20 protein-coding genes are annotated in these 23,608 nt (G+C 73.1%); 13 read left to right on the top strand and 7 right to left on the bottom strand.

All coding sequences use genetic code 11. The features are described from left to right. Positions 1-71: 71 nt before the first annotated feature. A complete protein-coding gene (locus AC3ERT_RS26730) occupies positions 72-332 on the bottom strand; it encodes a type B 50S ribosomal protein L31 (protein WP_335982768.1) in 261 nt (86 codons plus the stop codon). 5 nt (positions 333-337) lie between these two features. Further along, complete coding sequence (gene rpmG / locus AC3ERT_RS26725) at positions 338-502, bottom strand: 50S ribosomal protein L33 (protein WP_055610751.1); 165 nt, start codon at positions 500-502, stop codon at positions 338-340. A 123-nt stretch (positions 503-625) separates the two neighbouring features. Here rpmG and AC3ERT_RS26720 point away from each other — a divergent pair, with 123 nt between their 5' ends. Together AC3ERT_RS26720 and AC3ERT_RS26715 are read left to right on the top strand one after the other, a co-directional pair. Beyond that, a complete protein-coding gene (locus tag AC3ERT_RS26720; protein WP_435177237.1) occupies positions 626-2,464 on the top strand; it encodes an ABC transporter transmembrane domain-containing protein in 1,839 nt (612 codons plus the stop codon). Then, on the top strand, positions 2,461-4,362 hold the full coding sequence (locus AC3ERT_RS26715) for an ABC transporter ATP-binding protein (RefSeq protein WP_435177235.1): 1,902 nt from the start codon (positions 2,461-2,463) through the stop codon (positions 4,360-4,362). Before AC3ERT_RS26720 ends, AC3ERT_RS26715 begins: the two co-directional genes overlap by 4 nt. Before the next feature lie 368 nt (positions 4,363-4,730). On the opposite strand, the gene AC3ERT_RS26710 is transcribed toward AC3ERT_RS26715, so the two are convergent. Further along, entirely contained in the window at positions 4,731-5,429 is a 699-nt protein-coding gene (locus AC3ERT_RS26710; RefSeq protein ID WP_435177233.1) for an SDR family NAD(P)-dependent oxidoreductase, read from the bottom strand. A 113-nt stretch (positions 5,430-5,542) separates the two neighbouring features. On the opposite strand from AC3ERT_RS26710, the gene AC3ERT_RS26705 reads away from it, so the two are divergent. After that, entirely contained in the window at positions 5,543-6,607 is a 1,065-nt protein-coding gene (locus AC3ERT_RS26705; RefSeq protein WP_435177231.1) for a helix-turn-helix transcriptional regulator, read from the top strand. Between the two features lie 237 nt (positions 6,608-6,844). Then, entirely contained in the window at positions 6,845-8,047 is a 1,203-nt protein-coding gene (locus AC3ERT_RS26700; RefSeq protein WP_435177229.1) for a serine hydrolase, read from the top strand. A gap of 124 nt (positions 8,048-8,171) precedes the next feature. Here AC3ERT_RS26700 and AC3ERT_RS26695 read toward each other — a convergent pair whose 3' ends face one another. The 3 genes from AC3ERT_RS26695 to AC3ERT_RS26685 form a co-directional block, all read right to left on the bottom strand. Continuing rightward, entirely contained in the window at positions 8,172-9,179 is a 1,008-nt protein-coding gene (locus tag AC3ERT_RS26695; RefSeq protein ID WP_435177227.1) for an NADPH:quinone reductase, read from the bottom strand. Positions 9,180-9,334: 155 nt separating this feature from the next. Beyond that, positions 9,335-10,204 carry a Gfo/Idh/MocA family protein gene (locus AC3ERT_RS26690; RefSeq protein WP_435133060.1) on the bottom strand — a complete coding sequence of 290 codons (870 nt, stop codon included), beginning with the start codon at positions 10,202-10,204 and terminating at the stop codon, positions 9,335-9,337. Positions 10,205-10,206: 2 nt separating this feature from the next. Next, positions 10,207-10,584, bottom strand: coding sequence for a 5-carboxymethyl-2-hydroxymuconate Delta-isomerase (locus AC3ERT_RS26685; RefSeq protein ID WP_435132998.1), 378 nt, complete (start codon positions 10,582-10,584; stop codon positions 10,207-10,209). Positions 10,585-10,804: 220 nt separating this feature from the next. Between AC3ERT_RS26685 and glnII the strand changes: the two genes are divergently transcribed. Both glnII and AC3ERT_RS26675 read left to right on the top strand, forming a co-directional pair. Continuing rightward, positions 10,805-11,824 (top strand): glutamine synthetase, encoded by a 1,020-nt coding sequence (glnII, locus tag AC3ERT_RS26680; protein WP_435132995.1) that lies wholly within the window; start codon positions 10,805-10,807, stop codon positions 11,822-11,824. 173 nt (positions 11,825-11,997) lie between these two features. Beyond that, positions 11,998-14,082, top strand: coding sequence for a hypothetical protein (locus tag AC3ERT_RS26675; protein ID WP_435177225.1), 2,085 nt, complete (start codon positions 11,998-12,000; stop codon positions 14,080-14,082). A gap of 93 nt (positions 14,083-14,175) precedes the next feature. Here the strand turns inward: AC3ERT_RS26675 and AC3ERT_RS26670 are convergent, their stop codons facing one another. Beyond that, positions 14,176-14,709: a GNAT family N-acetyltransferase gene (locus AC3ERT_RS26670; protein ID WP_435177223.1), complete on the bottom strand. Its 534-nt coding sequence runs from the start codon at positions 14,707-14,709 to the stop codon at positions 14,176-14,178. 273 nt (positions 14,710-14,982) lie between these two features. Here AC3ERT_RS26670 and AC3ERT_RS26665 point away from each other — a divergent pair, with 273 nt between their 5' ends. From AC3ERT_RS26665 to AC3ERT_RS26635, 7 genes are all read left to right on the top strand, one after another. Continuing rightward, complete coding sequence (locus AC3ERT_RS26665; RefSeq protein WP_435177221.1) at positions 14,983-15,903, top strand: hypothetical protein; 921 nt, start codon at positions 14,983-14,985, stop codon at positions 15,901-15,903. A gap of 245 nt (positions 15,904-16,148) precedes the next feature. Next, positions 16,149-17,444 (top strand): extracellular solute-binding protein, encoded by a 1,296-nt coding sequence (locus tag AC3ERT_RS26660; RefSeq protein WP_335982742.1) that lies wholly within the window; start codon positions 16,149-16,151, stop codon positions 17,442-17,444. Positions 17,445-17,625: 181 nt separating this feature from the next. Continuing rightward, positions 17,626-18,624: a carbohydrate ABC transporter permease gene (locus tag AC3ERT_RS26655; protein ID WP_435132981.1), complete on the top strand. Its 999-nt coding sequence runs from the start codon at positions 17,626-17,628 to the stop codon at positions 18,622-18,624. A gap of 13 nt (positions 18,625-18,637) precedes the next feature. Then, positions 18,638-19,483, top strand: a complete 846-nt coding sequence (locus AC3ERT_RS26650; protein WP_435132978.1) for a sugar ABC transporter permease — start codon at positions 18,638-18,640, stop codon at positions 19,481-19,483. Positions 19,484-19,617: 134 nt separating this feature from the next. Further along, positions 19,618-21,486 (top strand): glycoside hydrolase family 13 protein, encoded by a 1,869-nt coding sequence (locus AC3ERT_RS26645; protein WP_435177219.1) that lies wholly within the window; start codon positions 19,618-19,620, stop codon positions 21,484-21,486. A gap of 34 nt (positions 21,487-21,520) precedes the next feature. Next, positions 21,521-22,561, top strand: a complete 1,041-nt coding sequence (locus AC3ERT_RS26640) for a LacI family DNA-binding transcriptional regulator (RefSeq protein ID WP_335982738.1) — start codon at positions 21,521-21,523, stop codon at positions 22,559-22,561. A gap of 86 nt (positions 22,562-22,647) precedes the next feature. Continuing rightward, positions 22,648-23,601, top strand: a complete 954-nt coding sequence (locus tag AC3ERT_RS26635; RefSeq protein ID WP_435132972.1) for a phosphatase PAP2 family protein — start codon at positions 22,648-22,650, stop codon at positions 23,599-23,601. The last annotated feature ends 7 nt before the right edge of the window (positions 23,602-23,608 follow it).

The following is a 23,608-nucleotide window of genomic DNA, read 5'->3' as shown; positions in this document are numbered from 1 at the left end:
GGCCTCGTGGCCGGTCCGTGCGGGGGCGGGCCGTCTCCGGTCCGCGCCCCGCCGGCGGGCGGGGCGGGGGCTCACCGCTTCTCGGGTTCCGGGCGGCCGTAGCGGCGGTTGAACCGCTCGACGCGGCCGGCGGAGTCCATGACGCGCTGGGTGCCGGTGTAGAAGGGGTGGCTCGCCGACGAGACCTCGACGTCGAAGACCGGGTAGGTCCGGCCGTCGGTCCACTGAATGCTCTTGTCACTGGTGAGCGTGGAACGGGTCAGGAAGGCGTCGCCGGAGGCGCGGTCGCGGAAGACGACAGGGCCGTAGGCGGGGTGGATGGAGGGCTTCATGGCGTTCAGCGCTCCTCTCGGAAGTCGACGTGGCGACCCGCGACGGGGTCGTACTTGCGGAGGGTCATGCGGTCGGGGTCGTTCCGCCGGTTCTTGCGGGTCACGTAGGTGTAGCCGGTGCCCGCGGTGGACCGGAGCTTGACGACGGGACGCAGTTCGTTTCTGGCCATGCCACCATTATACGACTTTGGTTTTCATTTTCAAGAGGTCCCCTCACCCGCTGGCCGGTGGGCGATACCTCCTGACCGCATAACGCGTATACGCCGCCGAACAGTCCCTTTAAGGTCGGCTTGGTGACAGTCGACGCCCCAGCCGTATCGCCGCGGCCTGCCGCCCCCTCCCCCGCGGACCCCTCGTCGGCGGCCGGTGCGGTGGAGTGGCCGTCGGCCCGCGCGCTGCTGTGGGGGGCGCTGCGCTCCCGGCGCCGGGACCTGGTGGCCGCGTCGGCGCTCTACAGCACGCACCAGCTCGGCGAGTCGATGGTGCCGGTGGCGGTCGGTGCGACGGTGGGCCAGGCCGTCGCGGGCGGCGGCCGGTGGGCGATCGCGCTCTGGCTGGGCGTGCTCGCCGCGGACTTCGTCCTGCTGTCCCTGTCGTTCCGGTTCGGCGCCCGCGCCAGCATGCGGGCCAAGCAGCACACCGGGCACGTCGTCCGGATGTGGGTGGCCGAACGGGTGCTGCGGCCGACCGGCGGCGTGCAGCTGGCCCCCGGCGACCTGCTCACCCGCGCGGCCAGCGACGCCGGCCGGGTCGGCGCGTTCGCGGGGGTCGTCGCGCAGACGGTGGCCGCGGTCGCGGTCCTCGCGGTGTCCACGGGGCTACTGCTGTGGTTCTCGCTGCCGCTGGGCGCGGTGATCCTGCTCGGTACGGCGCTGCTGCTCGTGGTGCAGGACAGGGTGGCGGGGCGCTTGCGGCGGCACAGCGGTACGGAGCAGCACGAGGCCGGGCGGGCGGCGGTGCTCGCGGAGGATCTGGTGCGCGGCATGCGGGTGTTGAAGGGGATCGGGGCGGAGCGGACCGCGGCGGCGGAGTACGGGCGGGCCAGCCAGGTCGCGTTGGGCGCGTCGCTGCGGGCGGTGTCGTCGCAGTCGCTGCTGTCGGCGGTGGGAACGGCCTTCACCGGCGGGTACTTGGCGGTGATCGCGGGAGTGGGCGGGTGGCTCACACTTTCGGGTCGAATGGGTTTGGGCGAGTTTGTGGCGGCTTTGGGATTGGCAAGATTCGTGGTGGGACCGATGCAGGTGGTGTCGGGGGCGAGTGCGGCGTATGCGCGGGCGGTGGCGTCCGCGGGGCGGGTCCTTGAGGTCGTGGGGATGCCGGAAGTGGTGCGGGACGGCCTCGATCCGGGTGAGTGGGCAGACGGGCGGGTCGTGGTGTCGGAGGTCGAGGTGGAGGGGTTCACGGGAGTGTCGTTCGTCGCCGAGCGCGGCGAGTTGACGGGGCTGGTGGTCGATGTGCCCGGGGTCGCCGGGCGGATTCCGGGGCTGCTGGTGCGGGAGGGCGAGCCCGGGAGCGGGCGGGTCGAGGTCGGTGGGAAGGAGGTGGGCGAGGTGGCGTTGGCGGATCTGCGCGCGCGGGTACTGGTGTCGCCGCATGACGCCGTGTTGTTCCCGGGCACCATCGCGGAGAACATCGCGCTGCTCGCGCCGGACGGGAAGGCCGCGGAGCGCGGCACTTGGGCGGCGTTCGCGGACCAGGTGATCGACACGGTGCCCGGTGGGGCGCAGGCGCCCGTCGGCGACCGCGGGGAGAGCCTGTCCGGCGGCCAGCGGCAGCGCGTCGCCCTCGCCCGCGCCCTGGCCGCCGATCCGCCGGTGCTGGTGCTGCACGACCCGACGACGGCGGTGGACGCGGCCACGGAGGACCGTATCGCCGGCCGGTTGCGGGAGTTGCGGGCGCGCGACGGGCGGACCTCGCTGCTGGTGACCACCAGCCCGGCGCTGCTCTCCCGCTGCGACCGGGTCTTCTTCCTGCGCCCCGCGCCGAGCAGCGCGCCGGCAGCGACGCCCGCGGGCGAGGGTGCGCCGGACGCGCCGCACGGAGCCCCTGGCGGCCGGCTCGCGGCGGACAGCGGCACCCACGCCGAGCTGATGCGCGACAACGCCGCGTACCGGGAGCTGCTGACCCGATGAACGCCACCGGCTCCACCGCCAGCTCCCCGGCCACCACCGCCGACGCCTCCTCCGATACCTCCGACGCCTCCGGCACCGCCGCCGCGGAGGCCGTCGACATGTCGACGAAGCCCCGACCACTGCTGCCGGTCGCCGACGGCCGCAGGACCCGCGGATATCTGCGCGGCGTCCTGCGCAGGCGCCGGGCGCTGCTCGCCGCGACCCTGGCCGTGATGATCGCCCAGAGCGCGCTCGGTCTCGTCGGACCGATCGCCATCGGCCGGGTGACGCAGGCGGTCGTCGACGGCCGCGGCACATCGGCGGTGATCGGGCCGGTCGTCCTGCTCGCCGTGGCGGCGGTGCTCGGCGCCCCGGCCACCTGGGCGTCGAACGTCCTGCTCGCCCGGGTCGTGCTGCCGGAAGTGGCCGAGTTGCGCGAGGAGGTGGTCGGCACGGCGCTCGGCCTCCCGGTCGACACCGTGGAGGCGGGCGGCAGCGGCGACCTCGTCTCGCGCGTGTCCGGCGATGTGGAGCGCGTCACCGAGGCGGCGCAGGGCGGCTTCGGGAGTTTCGTGTCGGCGGCGCTGGCGATCCTGGCCACTCTGGTCGGACTGGCCTCGCTGGACTGGCGGTTCGCGCTCGCCGGGCTGCTCGCGGTGCCGCTTCAGGCGTACACCCTGCGCTGGTACCTGCGCACGTCCCGCCCGATCTACGCCGCCGGCCGCACCGCCGAGGGCCACCGCACCTCCACGCTGCTGGGCGCGTTCGGCGCCCTGCCGACCGTACGGGCGCTGCGCCTGGGCCGCCGCCAGTACGCCCGGGTCGAGGAGGCGTCCCTGGAAGCGGCGGAGTACGAGTTCAGGGCCATCCGCACCGCCACCCGCTTCTTCGGGCGGCTCAACGTCGCGGAGTTCATCGGGCTCGGCGCGATCCTGCTCACCGCCGCGGTGCTGGTCCGGTCCGGTTCGGCGAGCGTCGGAGCGGCGACCACGGCTGCCCTCTTCTTCGTCGGGCTCTTCGACCCGATCAACATGGTGCTGGGCGCGTTCGACAGCGTGCAGCAGGCGGCGGCGGGGCTGGCCCGCCTGATCGGGGTGCTCGACGCGGCTCCCGCGAGGACCGCCGGGGCGCCCGAGCCACGGCCCGTGCCCTTGCCCGCACCGGCGCTCCCCCGTACCCGGTCCGGGCCGCCTGTCCTCCGCCTCGAGTCCGCGGACTTCGGCTACGGCGAGGGGCCCGACGTCGTCCACGGGGTGACCGTGCGGATCGAGCCGGGCCGTCATGTCGCGGTGGTGGGCACCACCGGGTCCGGCAAGTCCACGATGGCCACGCTCCTCGCCGGCCTGCGGACGCCCCGGCGCGGCAGCGCGACGCTGGAAGGGGTGCCGCTCACCGACCTCTCCCCCGCCGAGTTGCACCGCTCGGTCGCCCTCGTCACCCAGGAGACCCATCTCTTCGCCGGCACCGTGGCCGACAACATACGCTTGGCGCGGCCCGAGGCGTCCGACGCGGAGGTGGGCGCCGCCCTGGAGGCGGTCGGCGCGGCCGGATGGGTCGGCGCGCTGCCGGACGGCGCCGCCACGGTGATCGGTGCCGGCGGTCACCACCTCGGCCCCAGCCAGGCCCAACACCTCGCCCTGGCCCGCCTGTTCCTGCTCGATCCGGACGTGGTGGTGCTCGACGAGGCCACGGCCGAGGGCGGCAGCGACTCCGCGCGGCTGCTCGACACCGCCGCTGCCCGGGTGCTGCGGGGGCGCAGCGCGCTGCTCGTCGCCCACCGGCTCGCGCAGACCGCGACGGCGGACACGATCCTCGTCATGGAGGCAGGGCGGGTGACCGAGCAGGGCACCCATGAGGAGTTGCGCGCGGCCGGGGGCACGTACGCGGCGCTGTGGGACGCCTGGTCGCGGCCGAGCTGAGCGCGCGGGCGGGGCCCCTGGCCGGCCGGCTCGACAGGCACCCGTGCCGGACCCGGGCGGGCCGGGCGACTAGCCATGAGCGACGAGCGACGAGGGCGTGCGATGCCGGCTGGGTGCGGCGGCGGCCCGGGGTGCTCCAACTCGCTGCCGAGCAGCGGCTGTCGCTGGACGGCACGGTCAAGTACGGGCTGCCCCAAGGCGGTCGGCCGTCTCGGGCCGCGTGATCGGGCAGGTCGGCGAGAACCGGTTCGGCGGCATCCTGGCTGCGGCAGGCACGATCGGCAGCAGCTGGTAGCGCACCGGGGGATCGCCCCGCTCACCTCCGACGTGCTGTTGCACGCGGGACCCCTCCGTGCCCCGCACCCGCGTCAGGACCAGGCGATGTCACCGTAGCGGTCGACGAAGCGCCCGCTGCCCGCGCCCGGACCCTCGGTCGCCAGCGCGACGATCGCGTCGGTGCCCTCGGTGACGGTCTGGGTGCCGCGGTGGTCGTTGAGGTCGGTCGCGGTGTAGCCGGGGTCGGCGGCGTTGACGCGGATGTCGGGCAGGGCCTTGGCGTACTGCGTGGTCAGCATGGTGAGCGCCGCCTTCGACGCGCAGTACAGCGGCACGACCACATGGAACTCGGGCCGGGACGGGTCGTGGGTGAAGGCGAGCGAGCCCATGCCGCTGCTGACGTTGATGATGGCGGGGTCGTCCGACCGGCGCAGCAGCGGCAGGAACGCGGCAGTGGTGCGGACCGCGCCGGTGACATTGACGTCGAAGACGGCTCGGGCGTCGGCGGCGGTGAGTTCGCCGGGACCGCCGGACGGGCCGCGCACGCCCGCGTTGTTGATCAGGACGTCGATCCGGCCCTCGTGGGCGGCGATGTCGGCGGCAGCGGCGGCCACGGACGCGTCGTCGGCGACGTCGATGGGGACGTAGCGCGCGCCCACTGCCGCGGCTGCCTCCTCGCCCAGGGCGCGGTCGCGCGCTCCGAGGAGGACGGTGTGGCCCTGTGCGACGAGGCGGCGGGCGGTCTCGCGGCCGAGGCCCTTGTTGGCTCCGGTGATGAAAGTGATCGTCATGGGTTCGATGGTGCCGACGGCCGGAGGGGCCGACCAGGGACGGTCCGACGGTAGGAACAGCCGTACCACCTTCGTGGCTGCCGCTCCGTTTCCGGGTGCGCGAGCATGGAAGCATGGACGACGTGCGCGGCAGGGACAGCACACCGACGGCAGCCGGAGGGCCGGGCCGCCCGGCGCCCGCGGCCACGCCGGAGCCGACACCCGGGCCGGGACTCGGGCTCGGGCTCGGGCTCGGCGCGACGATCCGCACCTGGCGCGACCGCCTCCCCCCGGCCGCCGTCGGCCTGCCCGTCGCCCACGGACGGCGGGCCACCGGGCTGCGGCGCGAGGAACTGGCCGACCTCGCCGGGGTCTCGGTCGACTACGTCGTACGCCTGGAACAGGGACGCGCCACGACTCCCTCATCCTCCGTGGTGGCCGCCCTCGCCCGCGCCCTGCACCTGACCACCGCGGAGCGGGACCACCTCTACCGGCTGGCCGGGCTGGTCCCGCCGGTGAACGGCACGGTCTCCGACCACCTCCCGCCCGGCATGAACCGCGTGCTCACCCGCCTCCAGGGCACGGCCGCCGCCGTCTTCGCCGCGGACTGGCAGCTGCTGTGGTGGAACCGCGGCTGGGCCGCGCTGATCGGCGACCCGTCCGGCGCGCCCCCGCAGCAGCGCAACTTCGCCCGCGACCGCTTCCCGGTGGAGGGCAGCACCAGGGTCCTGTCGCGGTGGCCGGTGATCGAGGCGGACCGCCCCGCCACCGACGCCGCCGTGGTCTCCGACCTGCGCCGCGCCACCGGGCGCTTCCCCCGGGACCGCCGTCTGGCCGCGCTGATCCGCGACCTGACCGCCGGCAACGAGCGGTTCGCCGAGCTGTGGGCGGCCGGCACGGTCGCCGCGCACCGCGAGGACCACAAGAGGGTCGAGCACCCGGTGGTCGGCACCGTGACGGTGGACTGCGACGTCCTGACCGACGGCGACTCCGAGCTGAAGATCGTCATCATGACGGCCGCGGTCGGCAGCGAGGACGAGACCCGGCTGCGGCTGAGCATCGTCGCAGGATCGGACTACGGGGCTGAACACGACAGCGCGCCCGCATCAACCGGCACGTCCGCGCCGAGCGCCGGGTTCCCGCCGGGCGCCGCCCCCTCATCCAGCACGGGGACCGCGCCCACCGCACCAGTGCGCTGATCGTCACCGCCCGGTCACACGGCGACAACACCCCGCTCGTAGCGTCAGCCGCACGCCGGTCGGCACCGTCCGGCCCCGCGAAATACCGCGCACGGACGCGTCGGGCGGGCACCTCCCGCAGGCACCCCCGCCCGTAGGCGCCCCGGCACGGGCACCCGCGGGCGCCCCGGGCATGTCTCAGACGATTGCCACCCGGCTCTCAGAGGAACCCCAGAAACCGTTCCTAGGGTCGGTGGCATGGAACAGCGCAGACCGTTGGCGGACCGCGAAGGCGGGGGGTGGGCGGCCATGGCCGGCACACACGGCGACGGTACGGGCGCGGCCCCGGTCCCACCGCGAGCGGAGGAGGACGCCGGCGCCCCCGAGCCCGCCACGCGGCTCGTCGCCCCCGGCGCGATACCCGCGGCGGCTGCGACCGGCTCCGCGCCCGCGCACGCCGCCGCCCGCTCCTGGACCCGTCCGCTGCTGATCTCCGTGACCGCCCTCGCCGCGATGGCCGTCCTCACGCTCGCCACGATCGTGCAGTCGCCGTCGGCGAAGGCGGGTTCCGACATCAACACCAACACCACCACCGACACGGCCACCCCGAAGGCCGGCGCCAGCCCGTCGAGCCCCTCGGCCTCGGCTTCCACCACGACCTCGCCGACCGACGTGTCCGCCACCGACGCCGGTACGGCCGACACCGCGGCCACGACCACCGCCTCGACCCAGGCCGCCGTCACCTCGGCGGTCCGCGCCCTCGGCGTCAGCGGCAATGTGTCCGTCGCGGTCACCGATGCCGGTTCGACCGCCGGCACGAGCTCCGCCGCGACCTACGCCACCGGCGCGACCTCGTACGACACCGCGAGCATCGTCAAGGTGGACATCCTCGCCACCTTGCTGCTCCAACACCAGAAGACCGGCACCCAGTTGACGGCAAGTCAGAAGGCATTGGCCACCAAGATGATCGAGGAGAGCGACAACAGCGCGGCCCTCGAACTGTGGCGCACCATCGGCCGCAAGGCGGGACTGGCCACGGCGAACGCGTCCTTCGGGCTGACCCACACCGTCGGCGGCGACAACGACCTGTGGGGGCTGACCCAGACCACCGCGGGCGACCAGATCGCCCTGCTGCACGCGGTGTTCGACAGCGGCTCGCCCCTGTCGTCCACCTCCCGCGCCTACATCGCCGGGCTGATGCGGTCCGTCGTCGCCGGTGAGCGCTGGGGCGTGTCGGCGGCCGACACCGACAGCTCCGGCTACGCGCTGAAGAACGGCTGGCTCCAGCGCAGCGCCACCGGGCTGTGGGACATCAACAGCATCGGCGAGGTGACGTACGACGGGCACCGACTGCTGGTCAGTGTGCTGTCGTCCGGGCAGCGGACCGAGCAGGGCGCCATCGACCAGGTCGAGCAGGTCGCCCAGGCCGCGGCGAAGGCGTACGTCGCCTCCGCCGCCTGACCGCCTGACCGCCCGGCCGCCGCAGTCCCCAGGCACCGGTGCGACCGCCCGCACCACAGCAACGCACCGCATCGCACCCCACCGCACCGCACCGGCGGCCCGGGATCAGCCCGCTGCCCCGGGCCTACCCGGCCACGTCGATCAGCACCTTCCCGACCGCCCCGCCCCGCACCGCCTCGTGCGCTTCCGCGGTCCGCTCCAGCGGGTAGCGGTGGAAGGGCAGGCCGACCTCCGGCCCGGCCCGCAGCGCGTCGTCGGCGAGCGCGGCGGACACCGCGGCCACCGCTTCGTCCTTCGCCTCGTCGGGCACCGTGTAGAGCAGCAGGCCCTGCCAGCGCAGGTTCTGGGCCATGGAGGCACGCACCGGCGCGGTGAACTCGCCGGCGTCATTGGCGTAGAACGCGATCACCGCGTTGTTCGCCGTCACCGCCGTGTCCAGGGCGGCATTGTGCGCCGGGGCGACCTCGACCACGATGTGCACGCCGTCGGGCGCGAGGGCGCGGATCTCGGCCGCGGCGTCCTGCTCGCGGTAGTTGACCACATGGTGCGCGCCCGCCGCCGTGGCCAGCGCGGCCTTCTCCGGGCTGCTGACCGTGGTGACGACGGTGGCGCCGGCCCAGCGGGCGAGCTGGATCGCCGCGTTGCCGACCGCGCCCGCGCCGCCGGCGACCAGGACCGTACGCCCCGCGAGGGCGCCGGGGGCGAGCCGGACCGGGCCGAACTCCGCGACGGTCAGGGCGCGGTGGGCGGTGATGGCGGGCACCCCGATGCTGGCGCCGAGGTCGAAGGAGGCGTGGTCAGGCAGCCGGACTGCCTTGCGCGCCGGGACCGTGGTGAACTCCTGCGCGGTGCCGTCGGGCCGCTGGTAGGCCGACTCCCACAGCCAGACGCGCTCGCCGACCCGCTCGGCCGGCACGCCCGCGCCGACCGCGTCGATCACACCGGAGCCGTCCTGGTTGGGCACCTGCGGATACTGCGGGGAGGTGTTCTCGCGCGACTTCCAGTCCGTCGGATTGACCCCCGAGACATGGACCTTCACCCGCACTTCGCCGGGCCCGGGTTCGGGCACCGGCCGGTCGGTGAGGGTGAGGACATCGGGGCCGCCGCTGCTGCTGTAAACGATCGCCTTCATGCCACTTGCGAACCACGACCGACGCACGTCTCTTCCCGATCCGGCGCACCTTCGCCCGCATTCCCCCGGATGGCCCAGCGCGCCCGGCCCCGCGCTCCACCTGTCCGCGCGCGGGCCGCAGTTACCGGGTCACCAGGTCGCCAGGTCGCCGAAGGTCAAGCGTCGAGTGCCCGCTCGGCCGCCGCCAGGATCTCGGTGACCCGCAGCCCGAACCGGGCGTCGCAGGCGTGCGGCGCACCGCTCGTCAGCGCGTCGACGGCCCGGGCCAGCGCCTCGGTCGGCGGGCTGCCGATGTCGGCGGGGAACGTCGCGATCCCGGGTGCGCCCCGGAACTCGATCGCCACGCCGGCGCCGGGCGGCGGCGAGGTCAGCGTCAGCACGGCCGTGCTCGACGCGCCCGAGGTGTGCCGCAGCGTCAGGTGGACCAGGTCCGCCGGGCCGCGTACCGCGTGCACCTCGGTGACGTCGCCGAGCACCGGCAGCAGCACCGACAGGGCGTGCGGGCCGACGTCCCACAGTCCGCCCTTCTCGCGCCGCCACGGCGAGTCGGCGTAGGCGCTGGCAGCACCGCCGAAGACCGCCCCGTACCAGTCGGCGCGGCCGGTGAACCACGGCCCTGCGGCGGCCTGCTGCTCGATCCACGCCGACGTGCCCGCGCCGAAGCGCAGCGTGAAGAACACCACCGAGCGCACTCCGGCGGACGCCACCGCGTCGGCCACCTCGCGCGCGTCCTCGACGGTCGCGGCCAGCGGCTTGTCCAGCAGCAGGTGCTTGCCGGCCCGCGCGGCCCGCACCGCCAACGGCGCCTGCACGGACGGCGGCAGGGCGATCGCCACCGCGTCCACGTCGCCGATCAACGCGTCCGCGTCGCCGTACGCGTGCCCGCCGAACTCCCGGGCCAGCTGCTCGGCGGCCTCCGGGCGGCGGCCCCACACCCCGGCCAGCTCCACGTCCGGGTGGGCGGCCAGCGCGGGGGCGTGCGCCTTCAGCGCCCAGGGTCCGGTGCCGAGCAGCCCCACGCGCAGCGTCATGACCGCACCTGCGCGGGCGTGTCGTGCTGGGCGTACGTCTCGCGGTCCAGCTCGCGTACGTCGACCGACAGCTGGAGTTCGGCCTCCGGCAGGGGCCGTACGGTGTCGCGCAGCGCCGCGAGCACCGCCTCGGCCAGTTCCCGCCGTACCTGCGGGGGGCGGCCGGACAGGATGCCCACCTGCGCGTGGACCATCGAGTAGTGCGGCGAGCCGTCGGCGATGTACGTCTCGTCGAGCCGGACGAAGCGGGTCTTGCAGCCCTCGGCGCGGCCGCCGGCGACCCGCACCAGGGCCTCGTGCAGGCCCTTGGCGAACTGCGGGCGGTCGAAGGTGTCGGCGAGGTTGGCGGAGTACTCCACGATGCTGTGCGGCATACCCTCGACCCTACCCGCGCCCGGCGTGCTCCGGACGGCGCGCCACCCCTGTCCCGCCTGCACCTCACGGCGGGGTTCCCGCTGGTCACGGCGGGCAGTTCACACGTGGTTAACAGCCGGGCAACGGCGGGGAAAAGCGCTGTTGGGACGCTGCCTACCGGCCCGATCAGCGCGGCTCGGTGCCGCACCCGCGCTCACGTTCGTTAAGGATGGCGTCACCGTGACCTACAAGGCTGAGTACATCTGGATAGACGGCACCGCGCCGACCGCCAAGCTCCGCTCGAAGACGAAGATCCTCGCGGACGGCGCCGAGCTGCCGATCTGGGGCTTCGACGGCTCCAGCACCAATCAGGCCGAGGGCCACGCCTCGGACCGCGTACTCAAGCCGGTCGCCACCTTCGCCGACCCGATCCGCGGCGGCGCGGACAAGCTCGTGCTGTGCGAGGTCTTCAACATCGACGGCACCCCGCACGAGTCCAACACGCGCGCCGCGCTGCGGGAGGTCGCCGAGAAGTTCGCCGACCAGGAGTCGCTCTTCGGCATCGAGCAGGAGTACACGTTCTTCCAGGGCTCGCGCCCGCTCGGCTTCCCGGAGAACGGCTTCCCGGCGCCCCAGGGCGGCTACTACTGCGGGGTCGGCGCCGACGAGATCTTCGGCCGCCCGGTGGTGGAGAAGCACCTGGACAACTGCCTCGCCGCGGGCCTGGGCATCTCCGGCATCAACGCCGAGGTGATGCCCGGCCAGTGGGAGTTCCAGGTCGGCCCGCTCAGCCCGCTGGAGGTCTCCGACCACCTGTGGGTCGCGCGCTGGCTGCTGTACCGCACCGCCGAGGACTTCGGCGTCTCCGCCACCCTGGACCCCAAGCCGGCCAAGGGCGACTGGAACGGCGCGGGCGCCCACACCAACTTCTCCACCAAGAAGATGCGCGAGAGCTACGAGGCGATCATCGAGGCCGCCGAGGCGCTGGGCCGCGACGACAAGCCGCTGGAGCACATCAAGAACTACGGCTCCGGCGTCGAGCACCGCCTCACCGGCGCCCACGAGACCGCCCCGTGGAACGAGTACAGCTACGGCGTGTCCAACCGCGGCGCGTCGGTGCGCATCCCGTGGCAGGTCGAGGTGGACCAGAAGGGCTACATCGAGGACCGCCGCCCGAACGCGAACATCGACCCGTACGTGGTGACGCGGCTGATCGTGGACACCTGCGGGACCGCGCTGGAGAAGGCCGGGCTGGTCTGAGCCGAGCCGAGCCGGCCGTCGTAGGGCCGCGCCGGTCCGCGCCCGGTCCCGGGCCGCGGCCGTTCCGCCGTACGCCGCATGAAGGGCGCCCCGCCGAACTCGGTGGGGCGCCCTTCACACGTTCGTGTGACGCCCCCGGGTGACCATCGCATCAACGGCTCGTTCGACACTGCGTGAAGACGCAAGCGGCATCCGGCACCTCCTCCGCATCCTCCCGCGGCTCGTCCGCCACCATCTCGGTCGCACAGGCCGAGGCGGCACTGGTCGAGCACTACCCGCGGCTGGTCCGGCTGGCGTACGTGACGCTGCCCGCCGACCTCGGCAAGCACCGCCGGGCGCTGGCCGCGCACCGGCTGGTGCAGTCCGCGCTGCCGACCTCGCCCGCGCCCTCCCGGCAGGGCGGCGCGTACGGGGTGCTGCGGGTGCGGGTGCTGCGCGCGGCCCTGGAGTTCGGCGACCAGGGACGGCTGCGCGCGGCGCTGGAGAACGTGCGGCCGCCGCGGCTGACGGGGCTGCGGGCGCATCCGCAGGCAGGCGGCGACGCCGAGGCGGCGCTGTACCGCGCGCTGTCCTCGCTGCCGGCCCCGGCCCGGGCGGCGTACGCGCTGATGTCCGCGGAGGCGCTGGGCGAGCCGGACGCGCGCGGTGTGCTCGACGCGGCGGGCGTGGTCGACCCGCGCGAGGCGGTACGGCTCGCGGCGGGCGTGAAGGTGCCCGCCCGGAGCGGCGCGGTGCCGGGCGTGGTGACCGGGGTCGTCACGGGCGCGGGCCTCGACGCCGGTCCGGGGGCGGCTTTCGGTACGGACGCGGGGGGCGGCCGCGCCGACACCACGACGGGCCCGGTCGCGGGCCGACGGCTGCTGGCGTCGGGCGAGTTCGACGCCTGCACGCTGCAACTGCGCCCCACCGACCTGCTGCGGCGCCGCCGCCGGGGCCGGATCGCGGGCACGGCCGCCGCGGTGGTCGCCGCGGGCGCGCTGCTGTTCGCGGTGGTCGGCGGCGGCTCCTCGACGGAGCACTACGCGGCTTCCGGGACGCCCGGCGCCGACCCGCGCGCGCTGGACCCGGCCGCGCTGGTGAAGGTGCCGGCGGCCGGCTGGAAGGCCACCGCCCGGCTGGACTTCTCCGCCTGGCCCGCGCGGGGCGACCGTACGAAGGACACCGAGCTGCTCGGCCGGGCGCTGGCAGTGTGGGCGAACCCCGGTTCCTCGGTGGACGTCAGCGCCACCCCGGGCACCCCGCGCACCGGGCCCACCCAGCCGCCGCAACTGCTCTTCGCCGGGGACGAGGACGCCGCGACCGTGGTGATCTTCTACGACGGGCTGCGGGTGGTGCGCTACGCGCAGCCGAAGAGCGGTACGGGCCGGGCCGCGCTGGACTTCGCGCAGGCGCAGAACGCCGACCTGACCACCTCGGCGGCGCTGCTGGTGGACCGGGTGGATGGCAACGCCCGTTTCCTCACGGCCCCTTGGGTCACGCAGGCGAGCACCCGCGACCTGTTCCGCCCCGGCCAGGACGCCGCCGACCTGCACCGCAGCGCGGACGGCGTGACCGACCCGGTGCCGATGCCGGGGCCCAGCGCCGCGTCGAACGCGACGGGTTCCGCGGCGTGCGGGACGACGTGGCCGGTGATGGAGCTGCGCTCCTCGGCGTCGATCGGCGCGGAGAAGTCGTTCCTGGTCGCCGACCTCGGCGACCTCGCGCCGGTGCACCTCACCTACAGCCCGCCGTCGTCGGTGGGCGGCGCGGTGGCACCGCGGGAGGCCACGGGGTCGCAGGCGCTGGCGAGTTGGGCGCACAGCGCGTGCCGGCTGGTCGAGCTGCGCGGGCAGGGCGTGAAGGCGGTCGACAACTGGGAGTTCGCGGACACCGCGCTGCCCGAGGGCGCGGGCGACGCGTCGTGGACCTGCGACCGGGCCGACACCTGGCGCGGGCCGGGCATCGCGCTGGTGCAGTTCGTGCCGCCGGCCGCGAAGACGGCGGAGCTCGGCACGCTCGCCGGGCAGCAAGCCGACGGCAACGCGTGCAGCCGCTACGACCAGCACGTGATGGCCGGGGTGATGTGGAAGTCGCCCGCCGACCGGTGGTACCTGCTGGCGGCCGGCAGCCGCGACACCGCGTCCATCAAGGCGACGAACGGCGTCGAGGCCACGTCCCAGGGGGCGTTCCTGTCCACCCCGGCGGCGCGGGGGACGCGGGCGACGCTCAGCGGCCGCCTCGACGACGGCACCGCGCTGTCCCCCCTGGGCGACGACTAGGAATCCGGGCGGGCGGGGGCTGGACAGGCGGGGGCCGGACAGGCGCAGCTCAGGCGGGCGGCAGCCGGGCGGTCCTCCGCAGGTCTACGCGGCCTAGGCGGGCCTGGCGGCGGGGGCCGTGGCGGAGGGCGGCAGCGGGGACGGCAGCTTGGGCATGCGCAGTTGCATGGTGACGTGGTCGTCCTTGCGGCCGTCCTCCTCCCAGCCCTGCTTGACGTAGAAGGCGCGGGCGCGGGCGTTGGGGGCGAAGACCTGCAGGCGGGCCAGCCCGATCCCGGCGGCCTGCCACTCGGCGACGCACGCCTGGTGCAGCGCGGTGCCGGTGCCGGTGCGCCACACCTCCGGGTCGATGTGGAAGTGGAACAGCTCGTCCCCGTCGAAGCGCGCGCCCAGGACGGCGAAGCCCACGAGGTGGTCCTGCCGGGTCGCGCACAGCACGATGCGGTCCCGCGCGGTGATGGCGCGCGCGGTGCCTGCCCGCTGCCGCTCCAGCTCGGCCGGGCCGCTGTACAACTCCGTTGCCAGGTGGCCTTCGTAGTACGTGGCCCTGGCGCGGGCATGGACGCCGCAGATCGCGTCCAAGTCCTCGATCGAGGCGTGCCGGATCGTGGCGTGCGGGGTGCTCATGGGTACATGGACGCGCAAGATGCCCCAAAGGTTCCCCCGTTCCCGCCAATCGTGACCCGTCTCACTTTGAGAAGCTCCCGTGAAGGGTTTGGTCACAACTTGTCCTCACTGTGCGGAAGTTGTGCAGACGCCCATCTTGGCAAGGCTCACATCAGGCTCTTATAAGCTCTTTTTATTCGCCCAGTTGGCACGTACGTCAAGTCAAATCACTCCATCGGGTGATTAGTTGCCGTTTTCGGACGCGCACGCCAAATGATCGAATACGGTCACTCCATGGTCACTTCACGACACGAAGCGTCGCATCGGATCTTCCAGGGCCGACCTGAGTTGATCACCCCCGTCTTCGGCGTCCTGGGGGTGCGGATACCGCACAACCCGGTCGTCGAGGTGCTGCCCACGGACGTCACCGAGATGCACCCGGTCGAGCGCCGCGTGGACACCGTGCTGCGGCTCCAACCGGACGACGGCACGCAGGGGTTGATCCTCGCGATCGAGGCACAGGGGCGCCGCGACGAGAAGAAGCCGTCGAGTTGGGGGTATTACCTGTCGTACTTGAGCGCCAAGTACGACTGCCCCACGCTGCTTCTGGTCGTCTGCCAGGACAAGACGACCGCGGAGTGGGCCGCGGGACCCTTCCACCACGGGTGGGGCGGGTGGACCGCGCTCACCGTCCGTCCGCTGGCGCTCGGCCCCGGGAACATCCCGCTGATCACCGACAGCGATCAGGCGGCCGAACACCTGGCGTTCGCCGCCTTCTCGGCCATCACGCATGGCCGCCACCCGAACAGCGCGGACATACTGGAAGCACTGGCGAAGGCCCTCGCCACGGCGGACCAGGAGTCACGCGACTACTACTCGGAAATGCTGGAAATCGGCCTCGGGGAGAACACCCCGGCACAGGATCTCTGGAGCAAGCTCATGAAGAACGGAAGCTACTTCCCCGGCCGCGGCACCCTCGCGGAGCGCAAGTTCCTGGAGGGCAAGAGCGAAGGCACGATCGAGGGCAAGGCAGAGGGCAAGATCGAGGGCGTGGCCGAGTCGGTGCTGCTCGTGCTGGAGAGCCGCGGGATCGACATCCCGGACGAGACCCGCGACCGCATCCTGCACCACCCCGACCGAGAAGACCTCATGCGGTGGCTGACCCGCAGCTTGACGGTCACCACGGCCGAGGAACTCTTCGAGGACACCGTCTGACGCCAACTGCGTTACTGCGCACGGCACTTCGCCGGATCGGGGGTTCCCGGTCCGGCGGAGGTGTGTGAGGGGTGATCCGGCGGCAGCGGTGAAGGATCTTGCAGAAAGTTTCTTGCAGAGTCTTTCGCAAGACGTTGCACCGCTGTTACGGTCCTGCCCAGCCCGAGCGGACACCGGCCTGTGGGATGGGGCCGGGGAGCCGCCGGATCGGGTGAACGGGCACTTCCCTCATCAAGGAGTCAGGTATGCGACGCGGCATATCCGTCGTGGCGATGGCCGCGGCCATCGTCCTCGGTGCCACCGCCTGCGGCGGCGGCAGCGGCAGTGGCGGCAGCCAGGACAGCGGCAAGGCGAAGGACCCCGCCCAGGTGTCGGGCACGGTCACCTACTGGGACACCTCCGACGCGAAGGTCGAAGCGCCGGCCTACAAGGCGCTGATCGCCGACTTCGAGAAGAAGTACCCGAAGATCAAGGTGAACTACCAGAACGTCGACTTCTCCACGGTGGAGCAGAAGTTCAAGACCGCCGCCCAGAGCGGCAAGGGCGCGCCCGACGTCATCAGGACCGACGTCGGCCTGATCCCGGAGTACGCCTCGCTGCACTACATCGCCCCGCTCGACGGCACCACCGCCCTCACCGACACCGGTGACTTCGTGGCCGGACCGCTCAACACCACGAAGTACGAGGGCAAGTCGTACGCCGTGCCCTCCGTGACGGACACCCTCGGGCTGCTCTACAACAAGAAGCTGTTCGCGCAGGCCGGTATCGCGGCGCCCCCGACCACCTGGGACGAACTGGTCGCCGACTCCGCGAAGATCAAGGCCAAGACCGGCGCGACCGGCACCTACATGAACCCCGACTCGTACTTCCTGCTGCCCTTCCTCTTCGGTGAGGGCGCCGACCTCGCCGACCCGTCGGCGAAGAAGGTCACGATCAACTCCCCCGAGGCGGTGAAGGCCGTCACCGAGGCGAAGAAGATCTACGACTCCTCCTCCGTGAAGATCGACTTCGCCAACGCCTACGACAACATGCAGACGTCGTTCAAGACCGGCAAGGTCGCCATGCTGATCCAGGGCCCCTGGTCGGTGGGCGACGACCTGACGGGCTCGGCGTTCAAGGACGCCGCCAACCTCGGCTACGCGTCCGTGCCGGCCGGCTCCACCGGCAAGCCGCTCGCCCCGACCGGCGGCCAGGACCTGGCGGTCTACCAGGGTTCGAAGAACCTCTCCGCGGCCTACCTGTTCACCCAGTTCATGACCTCCACCAGCAGCCAGGAGCAGATCGCCGTGAAGAACGGCACGCTGCCCACCCGCACCTCGGCGTACACCGCGCAGGTGCTCAAGAGCCCGCAGATCGCCGGGTTCAAGCCGATCCTGGACACCGCCCGCCCGCGGGTGGCGCTCCCCCAGGTCGGCAGCCTGTTCACCCCGCTCCAGCAGGAGTACATCAAGATCCTCCAGGGCAAGGCGAGCGTGCAGAGCGGACTGGACTCCGCGGCCAAGCAGTTCGGCAAGCTGCTGCCGGACTACGCGGTGCAGTAGCGCCCCCCGGCTCCGGGCCGGCCGGCGGAGGTCTCGCCCCCGCGCCACGCGGCGGGCGGGCCCACGCGCCCGACCGGCCGGCCCGGTCCCTCCACCACCCCCGCACCCCCGGACGGTGCACCCGCAGGAACGCACCCCGCACCCCGCACCACGCCCCAGGCAACGACAGAGCCGAGGAGAGATGACCACCGCCACCGTAGAACGGGCCGAGCGCCCCGGCCGCCCCGCGCGGTCCAAGGAACCCGGGCCGGGCCTGCTGAAGTCCCTCGCCCGCGCCTGGGACAAGCACTGGTACGCCTGGGCGATGGTCGCCCCCGTCGTGATCGTCCTCGGCGTCCTGGTGCTGTACCCGCTCGGCTACGGCGTCTACCTGTCCTTCACCAACGCCACCGCGCAGAACGTCGCCACCAACATCGGCCCGGTGCATGTGCCGGCCAGCTACCACTTCGTCGGCCTGCACAACTACTGGCAGATCCTCTCCGGCGCCGACGGCGACTTCTACCCGCGGCTGGAGTGGACGGTGATCTGGACCGTCGCCTGCGTCGGGATCACCTACTCCATCGGGCTGGGCATGGCGGTGCTGCTCAACCGGCCGATGCGGTTCCGGCTGGCCTACCGGCTCGCGCTGATCCTGCCCTGGGCGGTGCCCGCGTTCGTCGGCGTCTTCGCCTGGCGGCTGATGTTCAACTCGCAGTACGGCGTCTTCAACGACGTCATCAACCTCGTCGGGCTGCCCTCGCAGGACTGGCTGGGCACGCCCTTCGCGCAGAAGGTCGCCGTCATCATCGTCAACGTGTGGTGCGGTGTGCCGTTCATGATGGTGGCCATCCTCGGCGGCCTCCAGGCCATCCCCAACGAGCTGTACGAGGCCGCGGAGATGGACGGCGCCTCGCCGTTCCAGCGCTTCACCAACGTGACGGTGCCCGGACTGCGCCCGGTGACCAGCACGGTGGTCCTGCTGAGCACCGTGTGGACGTTCAACATGTTCCCGATCATCTACCTGCTGCTGGGCAGCAACACCAGCGGCGACACCGACATCCTGGTGACCTTCGCCTACGAGAAGGCGTTCGTCGGCATCTCCGACTACGCGAGCGCGGCCTCCTACGGCATCGTCATCCTGCTGATCCTGGTGGCCTTCTCCACCTTCTACCGCAGCCGCGTCAAGACCGAGCAGAGCTGAGGAGCCGTCACCCATGAGTGCCACCCTTCCCCGCGGCCGCGGTCAGCGCAGCACGGGCGCCTCACTCGCCCTGCACGCCACCCTGATCGCCGCCAGCGCCGTCGCGGTCTTCCCGGTGCTGTGGATCGTCTTCATCTCGCTCGGCCCGGACAGCGCCTGGCAGCAGCCCGGCCAGGTGATCCACCACCTGGGCCTGTCCAACTACCGGTTCGTGCTGCTGCACAGCGGCTTCCCGCACTGGATGCTCAACTCGGTGATCGTCGCCGGGGCCACCATGGTGCTCGGCGTGTTCATCGCGGCCAGCGCCGGCTACGCGATCTCCCGGATGAAGTTCCCCGGCCACCGCCAGCTGATGTGGGTCTTCCTGGTCACCCAGATGTTCCCGGTCGCGGTGCTGATCGTGCCGCTGTACAACCTGATGGCGCGGCTGGACCTGCTCGACAGCTACCTCGGCCTGGTGCTGGTGTACTGCACCATCGCGGTGCCGTTCTGCGCCTGGATGCTCAAGGGGTACTTCGACACCATCCCCCGGGAGATCGACGAGGCGGGCCGGATGGACGGCCTCAGCCCGTTCGGCACGTTCTGGCGGCTGATCCTGCCGCTGGCCCGGCCGGGCCTGGCCGTCACCGCGTTCTACAGCTTCCTCACCGCCTGGGGCGAGGTCGCCTACTCCAGCCAGTTCATGAAGACCCACTACACGCTGGCCGCGGGGCTGCCCACGTACGCGTCCAACATCCGCGCCAACTGGGGTGCGATGACGGCCGGTTCGGTCCTGATCGCGATACCGGCGGCCGTGGTCTTCCTGCTCGTCCAGCGCCACCTGGTCACCGGCCTGACCGCCGGCGGCACCAAGGGCTGACACCCCGGGCACCTCGGACCCGCCGCGTCCGCGCCCCCGTCACGCCGGCGGTACACCCCCCGTACACCCGGCGGCCGCACAACCCCGCACGACCGCACGCCACTTAGTCGTTCCCCCGAACCCAAAGGGAATCAATGAGCCAGCACCTCACCGACGCGCCCAGCACCGCCGCCGCGACCGACGCCGACGCCGGACGCAGAGACTGGTGGCGCGACGCGGTGATCTACCAGGTCTACCCGCGCAGCTTCGCCGACGGCAACGGCGACGGCATGGGCGACCTGCCCGGCATCACCGCCCGGCTGCCCTACCTGCGGGACCTCGGCGTCGACGCGGTGTGGCTGTCGCCGTTCTACGCCTCCCCGCAGGCCGACGCCGGCTACGACGTCGCCGACTACCGCGCGGTCGACCCGATGTTCGGCACCCTCACCGACGCCGACGACCTGGTGCGCGCCGCGCACGCGCTGGACCTGCGGGTCATCGTGGACGTGGTGCCCAACCACTGCTCCGACCAGCACGAGTGGTTCCGGCAGGCGCTGCACGAGGGCCCCGGCTCGGCGGCCCGCGACCGCTTCCACTTCCGCCCCGGCAAGGGCGAGCACGGCGAACTGCCGCCCAACGACTGGGAGTCCATCTTCGGCGGTCCCGCCTGGACCCGGGTCACCGAGCCGGACGGCACCCCCGGCGAGTGGTACCTGCACCTGTTCGCCCCCGAGCAGCCGGACTTCAACTGGAACCACCGCGCGGTGCACGACGAGTTCCGCTCGGTGCTGCGGTTCTGGCTGGACCTGGGCATCGACGGCTTCCGGATCGACGTCGCCCACGGCCTGGTGAAGGCCGACGGCCTGCCGGACATCGGCCACGGCGGGCAGGTCGCGCTGCTGGGCACCGCCGCGATGCCGTACTTCGACCAGGACGGCGTGCACGACATCTACCGGGACTGGCGCCGCATCCTCGACGAGTACGGGCCGGTGGGCGAGGCCGGCGGCCAGGAGCGGATCGCGGTCGCCGAGGCGTGGACGCCGACGATCGAGCGCGCGGCGCGCTACCTGCGCCCCGACGAGCTGCACCAGGCGTTCAACTTCGAGTACCTGACCGCCGGTTGGGGCGCGGACACGCTGCGCGAGGTGATCGACCGGTCGCTGGAGGCGATGGGCGCGGTCGGCGCGCCCGCGACCTGGGTGCTGTCCAACCACGACGTGACCCGGCACGCCACCCGGCTCGGCAACCTCCCGCCGCTCACCGCCGGGCAGGCGCCGCCGGCGCCGCCGACCCAGCTGCGCACCCCCGGCGACCGGGAGCTGGGCCTGCGCCGGGCCCGCGCGGCCACGCTGCTGATGCTGGCGCTGCCCGGTTCGGCCTACCTCTACCAGGGCGAGGAGTTGGGGCTGCCGGACGTCACGGACCTGCCGGACGAGGTGCGCCAGGACCCGTCGTTCTTCCGCGCGGCCGGGCAGGACGGCTTCCGCGACGGCTGCCGGGTGCCGATCCCGTGGTCCGGCGACACGGCGCCCTACGGCTTCGGCCCGGTCGCGGGCGGACCGAGCTGGCTGCCGCAGCCGCCGGAGTGGGCGGGGCTGAGCGTCGAGGCGCAGACCGGCGACCCCGACTCCACGCTGGAGCTGTACCGCTCGGCGCTGGCGGTGCGCCGCGCGCACCCGGCGCTCGGCGCCGGCACCGAGGTGACCTGGCTCGACGCGCCCGAGGGGGTGCTCGCCTTCCGGCGCGACGCGCCCGGCGGCGCGTTCGTCTGCACGGTGAACCCGACGGCGTCGCCGGTACGACTGCCGCGCCCGGGCCGGCTGCTGCTGTCCAGCGACGGCCCGGCGGCGGACGCGGAAGCACCGGCGGCCGCGGACGCGGCGGGGGCCGAGTCGGAGACGGCCGCGACGGCGGCGGCCGAGGACGCGCAGCTCACAGGCGCCACGCAGGTTACCGACGGGTCGGTTCCGGCGGGCGGCTTCGTCACGCTCCCCGCCGACACGGCAATTTGGTGGGCGATCTGACATGGCGGTGTTCCGCCCCGTAGCATCCGGTGCTGTGACCGCGCGGCTCGCAGACATCGCAGCCCAGGCGGGGGTCAGTGAGGCGACGGTCAGCCGGGTGCTCAACGGCAAGCCAGGTGTTTCCGCGGCCACCCGCGAATCCGTGCTGGCCGCACTGGACCTGCTCGGCTACGAGCGACCGGTCCGGTTGCGGCAGCGCAGCGCCGGCCTGGTCGGGCTGATCACCCCGGAGTTGGGGAACCCGATCTTCCCGGCGATGGCGCAGGTCATCGGCCAGGCGCTGACCCGGCAGGGCTACACCCCGGTGCTGGCCACCCAGACGCCGGGCGGCTCCACCGAGGACGAGCTGGTGGAGATGCTCGTCGAACGCGGCGTGGCCGGCATCATCTTCGCCTCGGGCCTGCACGCCGACTCCACCGCCGACACCGAGCGGTACGCCCGGCTCCAGGGCCAGGGCGTGCCGTTCGTCCTGATCAACGGCTACTCCGACAAGATCGACGCGCCGTCGGTGTCGGTGGACGACCGAGCAGCGGTGGGGCTGGCCGTCACCCACCTCGCCGCGCTCGGGCACCGCAGGATCGGGCTGGCCGTCGGGCAGAAGCGGTTCGTGCCGGTGCAGCGGAAGATCGAGGGCTTCCTCGCGGCCATGGGCGAGGTGCTGGGGCTGTCGCACGACGACGCCGAGGCGCTGGTGCAGCACTCGCTGTACACGCTGGAGGGCGGGCAGGCGGCGGCCGGCGCGCTGATAGCCGCCGGCTGCACGGCGATCGTCTGCGCCTCGGACATGATGGCGCTCGGCGCGATCCGCGCGGCCCGGCAGCTCGGGCACGCGGTGCCGGGCGACATCTCGGTGGTCGGCTTCGACGACTCCCCGCTGATCGCCTTCACCGACCCGCCGCTGACGACGATCAGGCAGCCGGTCCCCGCCATGTGCCAGGCGGCGGTCAACGCGCTGCTGGAGGAGATCGGCGACAACCCGCCCCCGCACAGCGAGTTCGTCTTCATGCCCGAGCTGGTGGTCCGCGGTTCGACCGCCGCCGGTCCGGCCGACCGCGGGGCGCCGTCGGCCGGCTGACGGCCCGGCCGGACACCGACACGCGATGTCCGGTTCAGCGGGCCTGGCACCTGTTTGACCGGGCCGGTCTGGCAGACTGGTGTCCCATGGGGGAACCGACCGCCGACACCGCCAAGTCGCCGAAGGCCCGCCGTGCCGACCACGTCGACACCGCCGGGGCCGGCGCCGCCGGAGCGGACCGCGCAGGCACCGCACGTACCGGGCAGGGCGCTTCGGGACCGGACGCTTCCGGGCCGGATTCTTCCGGGCCGGACACGGGCGGCGCCTCCCGGGCCCCCGGACCGGGCTGGTCGCCCGGCGCGCTGCTGACCCGGCTGCGCACCCCGCGCCGGCCCCGGCTCTGGTTCGAACTGGTGCTGATCGGTGTCAGCTACTGGCTCTACTCGCTGATCCGCAACGCGGTGCCCGCCCAGCGCACCACCGCGCTGCGCCACGCCCACGGCGTGTGGGACTTCGAGCGCCATCTCGGCCTGGGCGTCGAGCACAGCGTCAACCACGCGCTGGACTCGGTGACATGGCTGATCGTGGGGATGAACTACTACTACGCCTCCCTGCACTTCGTCATCACCATCGGTGTGCTGGTGTGGCTGTACGTCGCCCATCCCGACCGCTACGCGCCGCCCCGGCTGGTGCTGTTCGCGACCACCTGGCTGGCGCTGATCGGCTTCTGGGCCTATCCGCTGGCCCCGCCGCGGCTGCTGCCGGGCGGCGGCTTCATCGACACGGTGGCCGTGCACGACACCTGGGGCTCGCTCTCCCAGGGCAGCCTGGCCCACGTGTCGAACCAGTACGCCGCCATGCCGTCGATGCACATCGGCTGGTCGCTGTGGTGCGGCGTGACCGTCTTCACGCTGGCCCGGCGCAGGTGGGTGCGGGTGGTGGCGCTGCTGTACCCGGTGTTCACCCTCACCGTCATCATCGCCACCGGCAACCACTTCTGGCTGGACGCGGTCGGCGGCGTGGTCTGCCTCGGCGCCGGCTACGGGCTGGTGTGGCTGCTGTACGGGCGGTGGGCGTACCGGCCGGCGCCCACCTCGTAAGACCAGC

Source organism: Actinacidiphila sp. bgisy145, assembly GCF_057708125.1.
This window is presented reverse-complemented; position numbering and strand designations above follow the sequence as displayed.

Coding starts and splice junctions, on each gene's coding strand:
- AC3ERT_RS26715 (WP_435177235.1), top strand. CDS start 2,461: ATGAACGCCACCGGCTCCACCGCCAGCTCCCCGGCCACCACCGCCGAC.
- AC3ERT_RS26635 (WP_435132972.1), top strand. CDS start 22,648: ATGGGGGAACCGACCGCCGACACCGCCAAGTCGCCGAAGGCCCGCCGT.
- AC3ERT_RS26650 (WP_435132978.1), top strand. CDS start 18,638: ATGAGTGCCACCCTTCCCCGCGGCCGCGGTCAGCGCAGCACGGGCGCC.
- AC3ERT_RS26695 (WP_435177227.1), bottom strand. CDS start 9,179: ATGAAGGCGATCGTTTACAGCAGCAGCGGCGGCCCCGATGTCCTCACC.
- AC3ERT_RS26665 (WP_435177221.1), top strand. CDS start 14,983: ATGGTCACTTCACGACACGAAGCGTCGCATCGGATCTTCCAGGGCCGA.
- AC3ERT_RS26685 (WP_435132998.1), bottom strand. CDS start 10,584: ATGCCGCACAGCATCGTGGAGTACTCCGCCAACCTCGCCGACACCTTC.
- AC3ERT_RS26645 (WP_435177219.1), top strand. CDS start 19,618: ATGAGCCAGCACCTCACCGACGCGCCCAGCACCGCCGCCGCGACCGAC.
- AC3ERT_RS26730 (WP_335982768.1), bottom strand. CDS start 332: ATGAAGCCCTCCATCCACCCCGCCTACGGCCCTGTCGTCTTCCGCGAC.
- AC3ERT_RS26705 (WP_435177231.1), top strand. CDS start 5,543: ATGGACGACGTGCGCGGCAGGGACAGCACACCGACGGCAGCCGGAGGG.
- AC3ERT_RS26660 (WP_335982742.1), top strand. CDS start 16,149: ATGCGACGCGGCATATCCGTCGTGGCGATGGCCGCGGCCATCGTCCTC.
- AC3ERT_RS26710 (WP_435177233.1), bottom strand. CDS start 5,429: ATGACGATCACTTTCATCACCGGAGCCAACAAGGGCCTCGGCCGCGAG.
- AC3ERT_RS26670 (WP_435177223.1), bottom strand. CDS start 14,709: ATGAGCACCCCGCACGCCACGATCCGGCACGCCTCGATCGAGGACTTG.
- AC3ERT_RS26700 (WP_435177229.1), top strand. CDS start 6,845: ATGGAACAGCGCAGACCGTTGGCGGACCGCGAAGGCGGGGGGTGGGCG.
- rpmG (WP_055610751.1), bottom strand. CDS start 502: ATGGCCAGAAACGAACTGCGTCCCGTCGTCAAGCTCCGGTCCACCGCG.
- AC3ERT_RS26655 (WP_435132981.1), top strand. CDS start 17,626: ATGACCACCGCCACCGTAGAACGGGCCGAGCGCCCCGGCCGCCCCGCG.